Below are 16,219 nucleotides of genomic sequence, written 5' to 3' on the forward strand. Positions count from 1 at the left end.
GTTTAGTTTTGTTATCAACAATGATAGGATATTAATATAATTCAAAACTAGCAAACTTTACAAATTTTGGGAATGAATTTATACTATATCATATTCTAGTATTTTTCAAGTGTACAATTGTATTTTATGGAAGAACAACGGAGGAATGAAATTATGAAGGAATTGAACGTAGCATTACTTGGTCTAGGTACTGTAGGATCAGGTGTTGTAAAAATTATTGAAGAGAATAGGCAACAAATTATCGAAACAATTAACAAGGAAATCAATATCAAGCATATTTTAGTCAATGATATTTCTAAGAAAAGACCGCTTAACGTTAGTAAGTATCATTTGACTGAAGATGTAAATGACATTTTAGAAGATGATTCAATTGATATAGTATTAGAAGTTATGGGGGGCATTGAACCAACAGTTGATTGGTTGAAGCGTGCGTTAAGTCAAAAGAAACATGTTATCACTGCTAATAAAGATTTACTTGCAGTGCATTTAAATGTTTTAGAAGATTTAGCACAAAGTAATAGTGTTGCTCTAAAATATGAAGCTAGTGTAGCTGGCGGTATTCCAATCGTCAACGCTATTAATAATGGATTAAATGCCAACAATATTAGTAAATTTATGGGGATTTTAAATGGTACGTCTAACTTTATACTAAGTAAAATGACGCGCGAACAAACTTCTTTTAAAGATGCATTAGATGAAGCGCAACGTTTAGGATTTGCTGAAGCTGATCCTACAGATGACGTTGAAGGTATTGATGCTGCAAGAAAAGTTGTTATCACGTCTTATTTATCATTCAACCAAGTTATTAACTTGACCGACGTTAAACGTAAAGGTATTAGTGACGTGACGTTAGAAGATATTCAAGTTGCTGATGACTTAGGTTACAAAATTAAACTAGTTGGTAAAGGTACTTATGAACAGGGTAAAGTTAATGCTTCTGTAGCACCTACTTTAATTAGTAAAGCACATCAATTATCGGCTGTAGAAGACGAATATAATGCGATTTATGTAATTGGTGACGCAGTTGGCGAAACGATGTTCTATGGTAAAGGTGCAGGTAGTTTAGCAACTGGTAGTGCAGTAGTTAGTGATTTGTTAAATGTTGCATTACAATTTGAATATGATTTACACACATTACCTCCTCATTTCGAATTAAAAACTGATGAAACGAAAGAAATGATGGACGATGAAGATACTGTCACAATAAAAGAAAAATCCAATTTCTATCTAGTAATCAATTCAAATAATCAGGATTTGAATAAACTTGAAGCTGATATTAAACAAGCGCTACCGCTACATAAAAGTTTAGAAGTTCAGCACAGAACTGACGATACAGCAAGTGTCGTAATATTAGGCATTGATCAATCACCTGAACAATTAATAGCTAATGCAGGATTTGATGTTAATAAAGTATACCCAGTAGAAGGAGTTTAATTATTATGAAAAGATGGCAAGGTTTAGTAGAAGAGTTTAATTCATATTTACCAGTAAATGAAAATACTCCCAAAATCACATTAAACGAGGGACAAACACCACTTGTATATTGTGAAAACTTATCAAAAATGTTAGACATTGATTTATATGTTAAATATGAAGGTGCAAATCCTACTGGTTCATTTAAAGATAGAGGTATGGTCATGGCAATGACTAAAGCAAAAGAAGAAGGCAAAAAAATTGTGATTTGTGCTTCTACTGGTAATACTTCTGCCTCAGCAGCAGCCTATGCTGCTAGAGCGGGGTTAAAAGCTATCGTCGTTATTCCTGAAGGGAAAATTGCTTTAGGTAAATTATCACAAGCTGTGATGTATGGTGCAGAAATCGTTTCAATCGAAGGTAATTTCGATGAGGCATTAGAAATTGTTAAAGAAGTAGCTGAAAATGGTGACATTGAACTCGTAAATTCGGTCAATCCATATAGAATCGAAGGACAAAAAACAGGCGCTTTCGAAGTGGTACATCAATTAGATGATGCAGCTCCAGATATTTTGGCTATTCCTGTAGGTAACGCTGGTAACATTACTGCTTATTGGAAAGGATTCAAAGAATTTCATGATCAATTAGGTACACAGTTGCCTAATATGTACGGTTTCCAAGCGGAAGGTGCATCTCCAATCGTTCAAAATAAAGTCGTTAAAAATCCAGACACTGTAGCGACTGCTATTCGTATTGGTAACCCAGCAAGTTGGGATAAAGCAACAAATGCCATTGATGAATCGAATGGTCTTATCGATAGTGTTACAGATAAAGAGATTTTAGAGGCGTATAAATTAATGACAACAAAAGAGGGTATTTTTAGTGAGCCAGCAAGTAATGCTTCAATCGCTGGATTGATTAAATTGCATAGAGCCAATAAATTGCCTAAAGGTAAAAAAGTGGTAGCTGTGTTAACTGGTAATGGTTTAAAAGATCCAGATACTGCTATTTCATTATTGGATGATCCAATTCAACCACTACCAAATGATAGAGAAAGCATATTGAACTATATTAAAGGAGCACTTTAATATGGAACATGTTTTAACTTTAAAAGTCCCGGCATCTACAGCTAATTTAGGTGTCGGTTTTGACTCTATCGGTATGGCGCTAAATAAATTTTTATATTTAGAAGTTAAAGTAAATAATCAATCACAATGGCGATTTCATCATATTGGGCCTAATGTCGATGAATTACCAACGGATGAAACACATTATATTTATCAAATCGCACAGCAAGTGGCTAGTAAATATGATGTGACGTTACCTAATTTAGACGTTGAAATGAGAAGTGAAATTCCATTAGCAAGAGGCCTAGGATCGTCTGCATCTGCGCTAGTAGGTGCATTATACATAGCGAACTACTTTGGTGATATTGAATTATCTAAATATGAATTATTGCAATTAGCTACAGAATTTGAGGGGCATCCAGATAATGTAGCACCTACAATATATGGTGGCTTAGTATTAGGATATTATAATGCCGACACTAACGTAACGGAGGTTTCTTACATAGACACACCTAAAGTAGATGTTATTGTAACGATTCCTCCTTATAAATTAAAAACCGAAGATTCTAGGAATGTGCTACCTGATACATTTTCTTATAAAAAAGCAGTACAAAATAGTGCAATCAGTAATACGATGATTAGTGCATTAATTCAACACAACTACGAGTTAGCCGGGAAAATGATGGAACAAGATGGCTTTCATGAACCGTTTAGACAATTTTTAATCCCTGAATTTGAAGCAGTTAAAGCTATAGCTAAAACCCATCATGCATATGCAACCGTTATTAGTGGTGCTGGGCCTACAATTATGACATTAATTAGTCGTGATAAAAGTGGACAACTAGTTAGAACATTAAAAAAACAATTTGAAAACTGTAAGTCAGAATTGTTATCTATTAATGAATCCGGGGTTATTGCTGAAGAGGTATACCAAAAACATTAAAGTAGTGTAAGATAGTGTTAAGAAAGTGAAAGGAGCAATAACCAAATGGGAAATTATAAATTAGTAGTTATGGATATGGACGATACGCTAATGAATCATGAGAATGAAGTAAGTGAAGAGACGAAAGATTACTTAATTCGTATTCAAGAAGAGGGCTATAAAGTTGTCTTAGCTTCTGGTAGACCGACAGAAGGAATGTTACCTACTGCACGTTTACTAAATTTAGACAAATATCAAAGTCACGTCATTAGTTATAATGGTGGCAAAACAATAAATGTTGCATCTGAAGAAGTAGAAGTGAATAGACCAGTATCTAAAGAAAACTTTGATTTAATAGTAGATTATTGTCGCAGAAATGAGTTTTTCGTCTTAACTTATAAAGATGGTCATATCATTTATGAAGGTGAACATGAATATATGAATATTGAATCCGAATTAACGGGTTTACCAATGCAAAAAGTTGATGACATTAAAACATATATTCAAGAAGATGTGCCAAAAGTCATGGGTGTAGACTATGTACCTAATATTGTTAATGCATTAGACTCGTTAAATGGCTATTTTAATGAAGATATAGATGTTACTACAAGTAAACCTTATTTTCTTGAGTTTATGGCAACGGGTGTGTCTAAAGGTAATGCAGTCACTTTATTGTGTGAAAAATTGAATATTGAGCTATCTCAAGTTGTAGCTTTTGGTGACAGTCCTAATGACATTTCAATGCTTAAAATAGTAGGGCGTTCATATGCGATGGATAATGCCAATGATCAAGTGAAATCTATTGCAGATGAAGTAACATTAAGTAATGCCGAAAATGGTATTCCCTATGCCTTGAAAGAGTTATTATAAATAACAAGTGTATGCTAACTATAATCAACATAAAGAGCTAATCCACTATGGATTAGCTCTTTATGTTATAAATTTTGAAGTGAATGTATAGAGGGGGTTAGCGTCTGTAGATTAGTATTTCTACTATTGCTCCAACATTAGCACTAAACAAATAATTTTTAAATACTTTGTTTAGTTCAACAATAATCATCTTCTAAATAATAAAGTCATAGTCACGTCATTTAGCCATTTTGTATTTTATAAACGAAACTCTATAATCCTTAAGCTATAAATTGCATAAAAATTAAAAAGTCAATTCCCATTTAGTTCAATATAAATTGACGAAGACTATTTAAATTATTTTGCTGTATGTGTCCATTCATGTTTGCCTCTATGTCTTTTAACGTGCGCATATACTTGGTCCGCGGCATAATCTAAGTTGGTATAGATAGTAATAGAAAAGGCAGATTGATTTTCTGTAAAAGACTCTTCTAAAAATAAATCTTTTAAGTGTTCAAATAAGCTTTCCATTTGATCGTGAGTTAGACTGCTATATTCTCTTAAAGTGCGTTTAATCAATTTATTATCTAAGTTTTCTAATGCTTGAACTACGATAACAAAACGTTCTTCTGGTTTCATAACATCATCAAATAAATTTGTTTGCCCAACCATAATTTTCCACCTCATAATACCTATATAATTAATTTTATTATACTATATATTAGGGTAACTTAAAATAATATAAAATTAAATTGACGTTAAATCAGCGCTTGGACATAAATTCTAAAAATGGCACTTAAATGATTTAATTTAATTCATCTGAATGTTTCTTTTTTATTCAATACGCCATATTGTTAGCTTGCTTTCTTTCTTATAGGACATAGTCTACAGCTTGCCCTGCTTTCTCAAACGTCTTGCCATAATACGTCGCAATGTATATGTAATGACACATTCAAATACTTAAAAAAAGGTTATTTTGAGTTTTACCCAAATGTCAGTTTGAAGTATAAATAAAGTGAGAAGAACACTTGGCTTTGTATAAATGGTACTTAATATAAAAAATCAGTAAAGTAACGCACTAACTATATTCAAAACAATAATAAAAAAGGCAATTGCTATGTCAGTTCAATAGCAATTGCTTTTTTTACTTGTCCAAGCACTTTATGGCCCAAGCGCTTATAAAAGCTTTAATATTTATTTGATAAATCAATGTTTTCTAATTTAACGACTTTAGTTTTAAACATAAACTTATGAACTAGGTAAACACCAACTAATACTACGACTGGGATGATATTTCTTAATAAACTTGCAATATCACTAGATAGTAACGCGCCAATGGTATTACCTAAGAATAAGAATAGTAATGCTACTATGACAATAATTGGACCCACAGGATAAAATGGAGCTTTGTAAGGTAATACTTCATCTGGGTCTTTATTTTGTTTTTTAATTGCTTTCCTTAGTCTGACTTGAGCTAAAATACTAGAGCCCCAAACGAAAATAACTAAGGAACCAATAATATTGAGTAGCGTAAAGACAATATTAGATTGTATTTGAGCTAGCATAATAATCGCAAAAACAATAACAAATGTTGTTAATATAGCAGGTACAGGTAATTTTGTACCTTTATTTAGACTTGATAAAAATTTAGGTGCTTGCTTATCTTGTCCCATTGCGAATAACATACGGCTTGAAGTATATAGCCCTGAGTTAGCTGCTGATAACAATGACGTTAATATTACAGCGTTAATTACCGAAGCAGCAAATGCTATACCAACACGGTCGAACACTATTGTGAAGGGACTCTGATTGGCAGACTCACTCTTATTTAACAATAGAGGATCTGTATAAGGAATAATCGCTGCAATCACAGCTATTGATAAAACGTAGAATAATAATATTCTCCAAAAAACTTGTTTGATTGCTTTAGGCATAGAGCGATGTGGATTATCGGATTCTCCTGCTGTTACTGCAACAACCTCCGTACCACCTACAGAGAATCCTGCTATTAATAGTACGCCTAAAAATCCTGAAATGCCGCCGACAAAGGGTGCCTCGCCAACAGAATAGTTAGATATACCATATGTTTTACCACCTAAAATACCTGCAATTGTTAACACTCCAACAATGATAAAGATAATAATCGTTAGTACTTTTATAAGTGATAACCAAAATTCTGCTTCTCCAAAAGCCTTAACAGAAAATATGTTAAGCAAAAATAAAATTACTAAAAAGATAAGGCTCCACGTTACTGATGAGAAAAAGTGAAAAACTTCCCAATAGCTTAAAACACTTGAAGCAATGATGATATCAACGCTAGCAACCATTACCCAAATGACCCAATATAACCACCCAACTGTAAATCCTAATGAACTATCAATAAAACGTGCTGAATATGCGCTAAAAGATCCTGAGACAGGATATATAGTAGCTAATTCACCGATAGATGACATTAAGAAATATAACATTATCCCTATAATTAAATAAGCAAGTATAGCGCCACCAGGACCAGCTTGAGAGACGACACTTCCCGTTGCTACAAAAAGGCCAGTCCCAATTGCACCGCCAATTGCTATCATTGAAATATGCCTTGAACTAAGACCTCGACTTAATTTATTTTGTGCCATAATTAGTCTCCTAATTTATTTATTTACAGACTATTGTAATGGTTTTAGAGGCTATAAGCAATTATTTTTTATAACTTTAAAGCAATAAAGAATTACATTTCTGAAAAATCAGATATTTTTTTATTGTTTCCTTGCTTTAAAAAAGGGTATAGATTAAAATAAGTTGTAGATAATAATTATTATTATCTATGAAAAGGGGGAATACATATGGCTAATAATAAAAAATTAACAAGTCTTTTTGGAGCTCCGGTATCAGATAGAGAAAATTCGATGACAGCAGGTCCTCGTGGCCCATTATTAATGCAAGATTGGTACTTCTTAGAACAAATGGCTCATTTTGATAGGGAAGTTATTCCTGAAAGACGTATGCACGCTAAAGGCTCAGGTGCATTTGGTACTTTTACTGTTACAAATGATATAACAAAATATACATGTGCAAGTATTTTTTCTGAAGTTGGTAAACAAACAGAAATGTTTGCACGTTTTTCTACCGTTGCAGGGGAGCGAGGTGCTGCTGACGCAGAACGTGATATAAGAGGATTTGCTTTGAAATTTTATACAGATGAAGGGAACTGGGATTTAGTAGGAAACAATACTCCGGTTTTCTTCTTTAGAGACCCTAAATTATTCGCAAGTTTAAATCACGCGGTTAAAAGAGACCCTAGAACAAATATGCGTAGTGCGCAAAACAATTGGGACTTCTGGACTTCATTACCTGAAGCGTTACACCAAGTAACTATTCTAATGACAGATAGAGGCATTCCAAAAGGTTTCCGTAATATGCATGGCTTTGGTTCACATACTTATGCAATGTATAATGATAAAGGTGAACGTGTGTGGGTTAAATTCCATCATAGAACACAACAAGGCATTGAAAACTTACAACCAGATGAAGCTGCTCAAACTATTGCTCATGATAGAGAATCGTCACAACGTGATTTATTTGAAGCAATCGAAAACAAAGATTACCCAAAATGGAAAATGTACATTCAAGTTATGACTGAAGAACAAGCTCGTAACCACAAAGATAATCCATTTGATTTAACTAAAGTATGGTATAAGGGAGATTATCCTTTAATTGAAGTGGGAGAATTCGAATTAAATCGTAATCCTGACAACTATTTCCAAGACGTAGAGCAAGCTGCATTCGCACCAACAAACATCGTTCCTGGATTAGATTTCTCTCCTGATAAGATGTTACAAGGACGTATATTCTCTTATGGGGATGCGCAACGTTATAGATTAGGTGTAAATCATTGGCAAATACCTGTTAACCAGCCTAAAGGTGTAGGCGTAGAGAATATCTGTCCATTTAGTAGAGATGGCCAAATGAGAATTCTTGATAATAATCAAGGTGGAAGTCCTCATTATTATCCAAATAGTGAAGGTGCTTATGAGAGCCAACCTGAGTTTAAAAAGCCTGGCCTTGAAGTAGAAGGCGAAGCATATGAATATGACTATAGACAAGATGATGATAATTACTTCGAGCAACCAGGTAAATTATTTAGATTGCAATCTAAAGAACAACAAGAGCGTATTTTTGAAAATACCGCCAATGAAATGCAAGGTACTACATTACAAGTTCAACATAGACATATTCGTCATTGTTATAAAGCAGATGAAAACTATGGTGAAGGTGTAGCAAAAGCATTAGGTATTGATATTAATGACGTAGACTTACAAGTTGCTGATTAAAAAAATTTAATATTTATAGTGAATGAGGACGTTAATGTGCATGCTAAAAGTAGGGGAGTTAATCCGGTGTGGATTAGCTCTCTTATTATTTACTAATTGAAATGACTGCAGTTTTGTATTTATCTTGAATATAAGTCATAGTTATACAATACCGCGTATACTATGAGTTTAAGCATCAAATATTTTCCTATAATAAATGAAACTTTATTAGTAAGAGATATTATTGATACAGACAATTTTTCTACCATATAATTTTCTACCATATAATAGAAGTTTTTGTTTTAGATAAAATCATAGGGAGCTGGGGAAAATCTTATTTTTATAAGAAGTTTTTGTAGTCCCATCCCGGCAAAGATGGCTAGCGTTGAAAGCAGGTTGATATAAACTATGTTCAATTCAGTCATTTACTGACCATATAAAAATAGAGCCTGAAGAATGTTATGTCTCAGGCTCATTGTCGTATTAAAAAAAGATAAGACTAAATAAAAGCACTTACTTTGTTTCGCGATGTAACGTATATTTGTTTAATCTAGGGCAGAATTTTTTCATTTCAATTCTTTCAGGATTATTACGTTTATTTTTCGTAGTTATATAGTTACGATCGCCGCATTCAGTGCAAGCTAAAGTTATGTTTACGCGCAAAATATAACACCCTTTCTTCAATTAGTAATGCTTACGATTTATGATTTTATCATAAGCTGCTGTTTAGCGCAATAAATCAATTATAAAATTTACATCCATTCAGTCAATTAAAACTATTTTCAAAACAATAATGTGCAAATGAAAGTTTATAGTTGCTAAATATAAATTATATGATAACATTAAAACGTAATAATTACGATTTGAAAGGAGAAAAAATAATGGCAAAAAAATCTAAAATAGTAAAAGAGCAAAAGCGAGAAGCGCTCGTTAATCAATATTATGAATTACGCAAAGAATTGAAAGCAAAAGGTGATTATGAGGCATTACGTAAATTACCACGAGACGCTTCGCCAACTCGTTTAACACGTCGTTGCAAGGTGACAGGACGACCTAGAGGAGTGTTACGAAAATTCGAAATGTCTAGAATTGCTTTTCGTGAACATGCTCATAAAGGCCAAATTCCTGGCGTTAAAAAATCTAGTTGGTAAATTCGTACTTAAGTCCGTTTACATTTGATATAAAACAATGTATATTATCTATTGGTACTAGAAAGCATAATGCATTGTTCGTAAAAATAGTTGTTTTTGAAAGTTAAAACTAAGATTCGTTCAATTATTTGCGGAAAAACTTACCATTAAACAGTTGTTTTAATAAAAATGTTAGGGGTTTATATATTATGAAAATTTTTGATTATGAAGATATCCAGCTTATACCTAATAAATGTATAGTAAATAGTAGGTCAGAATGTGATACTACAATACAATTTGGACCAAAATCATTTAAGTTGCCTGTAGTTCCAGCTAATATGCAAACAGTAATGAATGAGTCATTAGCTAAATGGTTTGCTCAAAACGATTATTTCTATATTATGCACCGTTTTGATGAAGAAGCACGAATTCCATTTATTAATAAAATGCAGGAACAAGGTTTATTTGCTTCAATTTCAGTTGGAGTTAAAGAACGTGAGTTTAGCTTTGTTGAACAACTTAAAGAAGAAAATGTAATTCCAGAATACATTACGATTGATATAGCTCATGGTCATTCTGATTCGGTAATCAATATGATCAAACATATTAAAAAATATATACCAGATACATTTGTTATTGCAGGTAATGTTGGCACGCCCGAGGGTGTACGTGAGCTAGAAAATGCTGGTGCAGATGCTACTAAAGTTGGTATTGGACCTGGACGTGTATGTATTACAAAAATTAAAACAGGTTTTGGTACTGGTGGTTGGCAATTATCAGCATTAAATCATTGTAGTAAAGCAGCGCGTAAGCCCATAATTGCTGATGGTGGTATTAGAACACATGGTGATATTGCAAAATCATTACGTTTCGGGGCATCTATGGTAATGATAGGCTCATTATTTGCTGCACACGAAGAATCACCTGGTGAAACAGTTGAATTAGAAGGTAAATTATACAAAGAATATTTTGGTAGTGCCTCTGAATTCCAAAAAGGTGAACATAAAAACGTCGAAGGTAAAAAAATGTTTGTAGAACATAAAGGTTCTTTAAAAGATACTTTAGTAGAAATGCAACAAGATTTACAAAGTTCAATTTCATACGCTGGTGGTAATGATTTAACTTCATTAAGAAAAGTAGATTATGTAATTGTACGTAATTCTATTTTCAACGGCGATAAAGACTAATTTTAGTAGGTGTTAAACATCCGAAAACTATTATTTTATATTGTTCTATTTCTAGGGTTAATCATTGTTTTACCTATTAAAGAACCTGACTTTATGACGCATATCCAACAACAAGCTAGAACAAAAGTGGATGCTTGGACGAATAATAACAATACTGCTAGTAATGAATTGAAAGTCCCAAGTAAACAGGAATTTGCGTTAAATAATATTCAAATGAATATGACGAGAGAACAGGTTGAAAGTAAAATAGGAAAAGCACAAAGGATAACAACGAACGAATACGGTACTAAATGGTATAGTTATCATACAAAAGACTATCATGATTTTGTTATGGTAAGTTACATTGATAATAAAGTTAATGGTTTATATACTAATCAAAACCTAATATCATCGCAGTCTCAGATAAAATATGGTTCCTCTAAAAATGTAGTACGTCAACGGTTAGGAAAACCAATAACTGAAAAGCGTAAAGGTAACGTGCTATATCAAATTGATAATAAAGAATATGATACCTTTAAAAAACATAATATATATACAACAGCATTTTATGATAAGCACAATGATAATAATTTAACATCATTATTACTGGTAAGTAATCAAATGGAAAATCGTTTACGGAGTCAATATGGAGCTCCATCTGACGATTTACAAAAGAGTTTCGAACTACAAAATTTTGACCTTGTTAATGCAGAGCGTGTGCAACATAACTTATCGACTTTAACTTATAACGCCGCAATATCTAATACTGCACGAAAACATAGTAAAGATATGGCGAAGCAAAATTATTTTGATCATACAGACTTAAATGGTAACTCACCGTTCGATAGACTTAAGTCAGACAATATCGATTTTAATGCGGCCGGAGAGAATTTAGCCTATGGTCAAGTTGATAGTATATATGCACATGAAGGATTAATGAATTCACTAGGTCATAGAAAAAACATTTTGCGCCCGACTTACAATAAACTTGGCGTGGGTGTAGCGTTCAATTCTAATAAACAACCATATTGGACTGAAAATTATACCAATTGATGTTTAGCAAAAATTATTTGGGGTATCTTTTCTTTGTAAGGATGAGATGCTTATGAAAGCTAAAAAACAAAAGAAAAAAGACGATATATTAGAGAGAATTAAAGACGTCTTAGATAAAAAATAAGAGTCTGGGACATAGTTTCCGGAGAAATAGCCAGTAAATGAGTTTTTATGAATTCATTTACTGGCTTCTTTATTTACAATACTTCGTATTGTTGGCTCACTTTCATAGAGGACAGCTTCAGACTATAGTCTGAAGCTTATCTTGTTCCCTCAAGAGTCTCGCCAAAATACTTTGTAATTATATATAATTTTACATTGAAATACTTTAAAAAAAGGCACTTTCGTAAAAATCAATGTATGAAATTCTACTAAAAAACAAATAAAAAATTAATGGAAAATTACACTTGGAATATTTTAAAGGCCAAATCAACAAAAAGCTTTTTGAACCGGAAACAAAAAATATCTGTAATCTAAGAAAAATTGATGTAGAACCTGTTTATGATTTATGAAAGCTATTTGGGTTTTACTCGAATGTTCGTTCGAGGAATAAACGAAGTCAAAAGAGAACTTGGATTTGTATTAATGGCACTTAATATAAAAAAAGTAGCAGCTCAATGAGCTGCATATGATCAAAAACAATTATAAAAAAGGCACTTTCTATATTGTTTTCAATAGAAATTGCCTTTTTCACTTGTCCAAGAACTTTATGTTCCTGGCTCTTATTTTTATTGTTTAGATAACAGGATATTTAAATTTATGAGAGTGTCTAGTATATATTACATTTCTCTAAATAAACCAACAACTTTACCAAGTACTGTTACTTGCTCCAAATATATAGGGTCCATTGTACTATTTTCTGGTTGTAGTCTATAACGCGTTTTTTCTTTATAAAATCTTTTAACTGTAGCTTCATTTTCTTCTGTCATAGCTACAATAATATCTCCATTTTCGGCAATGGTTTGACTTCTAACGATAACTTTGTCTCCATCCAAAATACCAGCTTCAATCATACTATCTCCGACAACATTTAGAATAAAAATATCGCTATTATGTGTTGATGTGAAGTGTTCTGGTAAAGGGAAATATTCTTCCACATTTTCTACTGCAGTAATAGGAATACCAGCAGTTACTTTACCAATAACAGGGACATGAATCGTTTCTTCAGTGTTAACAGGTTCTCCTAGTAATTCAGAAACAATTTCTATGGCACGTGGCTTTGTAGGATCACGACGAATGTAACCTTTTTCTTCTAATCTTGATAAATGTCCATGAACTGTTGAACTTGAAGCAAGACCTACTGCTTCTCCTATTTCACGCACACTAGGTGGATATCCTTTAGATTGAACGATTTGCTTAATATAGTCGAAAATTTCTGTTTGACGTTTAGTTAATTCTCTCATAATAGGCACTCCCTAAATTAATTTGTCTTAATTATAGCATGATTTAGAAGTTTTTACAAACGTTTGTTCGTTTTTGTGTTGACATAGAACAAGCGTTCTGATAAATTATTAATACAAACAAACGTTCTAGGAGTGGATATAATGACTAAACAATATATAAACCAATATAAAACTTATTTAATCGTACTTTTAGCTACTATGATTTTATGTACAATCTTTTTGCTATCAGTAGATTTTAATAACAAATCAGAACAAACGTACGAAATGACAGACCATAAAATAACAAATCATTCTAAGGGAACGTTAGCAAATAAAACAAAATCTAACGAAAATGACGAACATACACCGAACCAAACGATTGCAATTATTCGATAACAACCTTATATAGAGAGAAATAGTAAAGTGAGCGAAAACATTTAGTTTCGTTCACTTTTTTGGTACGATTTGTTAAGAGTAACAAAGCATGGAGGTATTGCTATGAGTAATAAAGAAGTTGATATTGATAGAATTAATGAACTAGCAAAAAAGAAAAAAGAAACAGGTTTAACAGAAGCTGAAGCTAAGGAACAATCAAAGCTTAGAGAAGCATATTTACAATCATTTAGAAAAGGTTTCAAGCAACAAATTGAAAATACAAGAGTCATTGATCCGGAGGGTAATGATGTTACGCCTGATAAAGTTAAACAGAAATTAGATGAAAAAAATGAAACTGAACAAGATAATAACAAAAACTAATCTTATTTTTTTAAATTAATAGATAAATAAGTTATAATAGTAGTTGTGTTATGCTACTTAAGAAAGGAAGTCGTTTAGATGTTTAATAAAAAAGACCAATTAGCTGTTGATACTATTAGAGCTTTGAGTATCGATGCTGTTGAACAAGCAAACTCAGGGCACCCAGGTTTACCTATGGGCGCAGCACCAATGGCGTATACTTTATGGACTCGCCATTTGAATTTCAATCCCCAATCTAAAGATTATTTTAACAGAGATCGCTTTGTATTATCTGCAGGTCATGGTTCTGCTTTACTTTACAGTTTGTTACATGTATCAGGAAGTTTAGAACTTGAAGAATTAAAACAATTTAGACAATGGGGTTCTAAAACACCAGGTCATCCTGAATTTAGACACACTGATGGCGTAGAAGTAACTACTGGTCCACTTGGACAAGGTTTAGCTATGTCAGTTGGTTTAGCTTTAGCTGAAAAACATTTAGCAGGTAAGTTCAATAAAGAAGATGCTAAAGTTGTTGACCACTACACTTATGTAATTGCTTCAGATGGAGACCTAATGGAAGGTATTTCTCATGAAGCAGCATCATTTGCTGGTCATAATAAATTAGACAAATTAATCGTATTATATGATTCAAATGATATTTCACTTGATGGCGATTTAAATAAAGCCTTTTCTGAAGATGTTAAAAAACGTTTTGAATCATATGGTTGGAATCACATCTTAGTTAAAGATGGTAATGATTTAAATGATATCGATAAAGCTATCGAAAAAGCTAAAGGCCAAGATGCACCAACAATAATCGAAGTAAAAACAGTTATCGGCTTTGGTGCTCCAAATAAAGAAGGCACACATGGTGTACATGGTGCTCCTTTAGGTGAAGATGAAAGAAAACTTGCACTTGAAAATTATGGTTTAGATCCTGAACAACGTTTTAATGTTCCAGAAGAAGTTTACGAAATCTTCCAAGAAAACATGTTAAAACGTGCAAATGAAAACGAAGAAGCATGGAACAAATTAGTTGAAGAATATGCTTCTAAATATCCAGAATTAGGCGAAGAATTCAAACTAGCAATCAGTGGTAAATTACCAGAAAATTACCAAGATGTTTTACCAGAATACGAAGCTGGCCACAGTGGTGCTTCTCGTGCTGACTCTGGTGAAGTTATCCAAGCAATTAGTAAAACTGTTCCTTCATTCTTCGGTGGTTCAGCCGATTTAGCTGGTTCAAACAAATCAAACGTTAAAGATTCTGATGATTTTAATGCAACAACTCCAGAAGGTAAAAACGTATGGTTTGGTGTACGTGAATTTGCAATGGGAGCTGCTGTTAACGGTATGGCTGCACACGGGGGACTACATCCATATGGTGCAACATTCTTCGTATTCAGTGACTACCTAAAACCAGCGTTAAGATTATCAGCAATTATGGGTCTTAACTCAACATTTATCTTTACGCATGACTCAATTGCAGTTGGTGAAGATGGTCCAACACACGAACCTGTTGAGCAATTAGCAGGATTACGTGCTATTCCAAATATGAACGTTATTCGTCCAGCTGATGGTAACGAAACTCGTGTAGCTTGGGAAGTAGCATTAGAATCAGAAAAAACACCTACATCATTAGTATTAACTCGCCAAAACTTAACTGCTTTAGATTTACCTAAAGCAGTAGTTGAAGAAGGGGTACGTAAAGGTGCTTATGTCGTATATGAATCAGAAAAAGAAGCTGAATTCTTACTATTAGCAACTGGTTCAGAAGTTAACTTAGCAGTAGATGCAGCTAAAGATTTAGATGGTCAAGGCAAAGGTGTACGTGTTGTATCTATGCCTAACTGGCACGCATTCGATCAACAATCAGCTGAATATAAAGAATCAGTTATTCCATCATCAATTACTAAACGTGTAGCTATCGAAATGGCTTCATCATTAGGATGGCATAAATATGTAGGTACTGAAGGTAAAGTTATCGGTATCGACACATTTGGTGCTAGTGCTCCTGGTGACTTAGTAGTAGAAAAATATGGTTTCACTAAAGAAAATATTTTAAATCAAATCCAAACATTTTAATTAATCTCTTATAATTAAAATTATTAAAGACATAAGAGCGCGTCTCTTATGTCTTTTTTCTTTTATAATAAATTGTTAATACTTAAGTTAATGTATGTTTACAAATCTAAATT

15 protein-coding genes and 1 pseudogene are annotated in these 16,219 nt (G+C 32.8%); 12 read left to right on the forward strand and 4 right to left on the reverse strand.

Annotated elements, in window-relative coordinates:
* Window positions 1-153 precede the first annotated feature (153 nt).
* From RPL90_RS07375 to RPL90_RS07390, 4 genes are read left to right on the forward strand one after another with little or no spacing between them, the layout of a single operon-like run.
* Complete coding sequence (locus RPL90_RS07375) at window positions 154-1,434, forward strand: homoserine dehydrogenase (RefSeq protein ID WP_313547353.1); 1,281 nt, start codon at window positions 154-156, stop codon at window positions 1,432-1,434.
* A 5-nt stretch (window positions 1,435-1,439) separates the two neighbouring features.
* Window positions 1,440-2,501, forward strand: a complete 1,062-nt coding sequence (gene thrC / locus RPL90_RS07380) for a threonine synthase (RefSeq protein WP_313547355.1) — start codon at window positions 1,440-1,442, stop codon at window positions 2,499-2,501.
* Between the two features lies 1 nt (window position 2,502).
* Window positions 2,503-3,423 carry a homoserine kinase gene (thrB, locus tag RPL90_RS07385; protein ID WP_313547357.1) on the forward strand — a complete coding sequence of 307 codons (921 nt, stop codon included), beginning with the start codon at window positions 2,503-2,505 and terminating at the stop codon, window positions 3,421-3,423.
* A 45-nt stretch (window positions 3,424-3,468) separates the two neighbouring features.
* The gene (locus tag RPL90_RS07390) at window positions 3,469-4,272 is read left to right on the forward strand and encodes a Cof-type HAD-IIB family hydrolase (RefSeq protein ID WP_313547359.1); all 804 of its coding nucleotides are present in this window, start codon (window positions 3,469-3,471) and stop codon (window positions 4,270-4,272) included.
* 336 nt (window positions 4,273-4,608) lie between these two features.
* On the opposite strand, the gene RPL90_RS07395 is transcribed toward RPL90_RS07390, so the two are convergent.
* Together RPL90_RS07395 and RPL90_RS07400 are read right to left on the reverse strand one after the other, a co-directional pair.
* Window positions 4,609-4,923 (reverse strand): hypothetical protein, encoded by a 315-nt coding sequence (locus tag RPL90_RS07395; protein WP_313547361.1) that lies wholly within the window; start codon window positions 4,921-4,923, stop codon window positions 4,609-4,611.
* A gap of 515 nt (window positions 4,924-5,438) precedes the next feature.
* Window positions 5,439-6,878, reverse strand: coding sequence for an amino acid permease (locus RPL90_RS07400; protein WP_313547363.1), 1,440 nt, complete (start codon window positions 6,876-6,878; stop codon window positions 5,439-5,441).
* Window positions 6,879-7,085: 207 nt separating this feature from the next.
* Here RPL90_RS07400 and RPL90_RS07405 point away from each other — a divergent pair, with 207 nt between their 5' ends.
* Window positions 7,086-8,573, forward strand: coding sequence for a catalase (locus tag RPL90_RS07405; RefSeq protein ID WP_313547365.1), 1,488 nt, complete (start codon window positions 7,086-7,088; stop codon window positions 8,571-8,573).
* A gap of 492 nt (window positions 8,574-9,065) precedes the next feature.
* On the opposite strand, the gene rpmG is transcribed toward RPL90_RS07405, so the two are convergent.
* On the reverse strand, window positions 9,066-9,215 hold the full coding sequence (gene rpmG, locus RPL90_RS07410) for a 50S ribosomal protein L33 (protein WP_081108185.1): 150 nt from the start codon (window positions 9,213-9,215) through the stop codon (window positions 9,066-9,068).
* A gap of 218 nt (window positions 9,216-9,433) precedes the next feature.
* On the opposite strand from rpmG, the gene rpsN reads away from it, so the two are divergent.
* The 4 genes and pseudogenes from rpsN to RPL90_RS07430 form a co-directional block, all read left to right on the forward strand.
* Complete coding sequence (gene rpsN / locus RPL90_RS07415; RefSeq protein ID WP_313547368.1) at window positions 9,434-9,703, forward strand: 30S ribosomal protein S14; 270 nt, start codon at window positions 9,434-9,436, stop codon at window positions 9,701-9,703.
* Between the two features lie 188 nt (window positions 9,704-9,891).
* On the forward strand, window positions 9,892-10,869 hold the full coding sequence (gene guaC, locus RPL90_RS07420; RefSeq protein WP_313547370.1) for a GMP reductase: 978 nt from the start codon (window positions 9,892-9,894) through the stop codon (window positions 10,867-10,869).
* 9 nt (window positions 10,870-10,878) lie between these two features.
* Window positions 10,879-11,901: a CAP domain-containing protein gene (locus RPL90_RS07425; RefSeq protein WP_313547372.1), complete on the forward strand. Its 1,023-nt coding sequence runs from the start codon at window positions 10,879-10,881 to the stop codon at window positions 11,899-11,901.
* A 348-nt stretch (window positions 11,902-12,249) separates the two neighbouring features.
* A pseudogene (locus tag RPL90_RS07430) lies at window positions 12,250-12,640 on the forward strand (transposase); the annotation flags it as partial.
* Between the two features lie 40 nt (window positions 12,641-12,680).
* On the opposite strand, the gene lexA reads toward RPL90_RS07430, so the two are convergent.
* Window positions 12,681-13,304: a transcriptional repressor LexA gene (gene lexA, locus RPL90_RS07435; protein ID WP_048793993.1), complete on the reverse strand. Its 624-nt coding sequence runs from the start codon at window positions 13,302-13,304 to the stop codon at window positions 12,681-12,683.
* A gap of 141 nt (window positions 13,305-13,445) precedes the next feature.
* Between lexA and sosA the strand changes: the two genes are divergently transcribed.
* From sosA to tkt, 3 genes are all read left to right on the forward strand, one after another.
* Window positions 13,446-13,679, forward strand: coding sequence for a DNA damage-induced cell division inhibitor SosA (gene sosA / locus RPL90_RS07440; protein ID WP_313547375.1), 234 nt, complete (start codon window positions 13,446-13,448; stop codon window positions 13,677-13,679).
* 102 nt (window positions 13,680-13,781) lie between these two features.
* A complete protein-coding gene (locus RPL90_RS07445; RefSeq protein ID WP_061854762.1) occupies window positions 13,782-14,039 on the forward strand; it encodes a DUF896 domain-containing protein in 258 nt (85 codons plus the stop codon).
* A 78-nt stretch (window positions 14,040-14,117) separates the two neighbouring features.
* On the forward strand, window positions 14,118-16,106 hold the full coding sequence (gene tkt, locus RPL90_RS07450; RefSeq protein ID WP_313547378.1) for a transketolase: 1,989 nt from the start codon (window positions 14,118-14,120) through the stop codon (window positions 16,104-16,106).
* The last annotated feature ends 113 nt before the right edge of the window (window positions 16,107-16,219 follow it).

This window comes from Staphylococcus kloosii (genome assembly GCF_032139365.1).
GTDB lineage: Bacteria > Bacillota > Bacilli > Staphylococcales > Staphylococcaceae > Staphylococcus > Staphylococcus kloosii_A.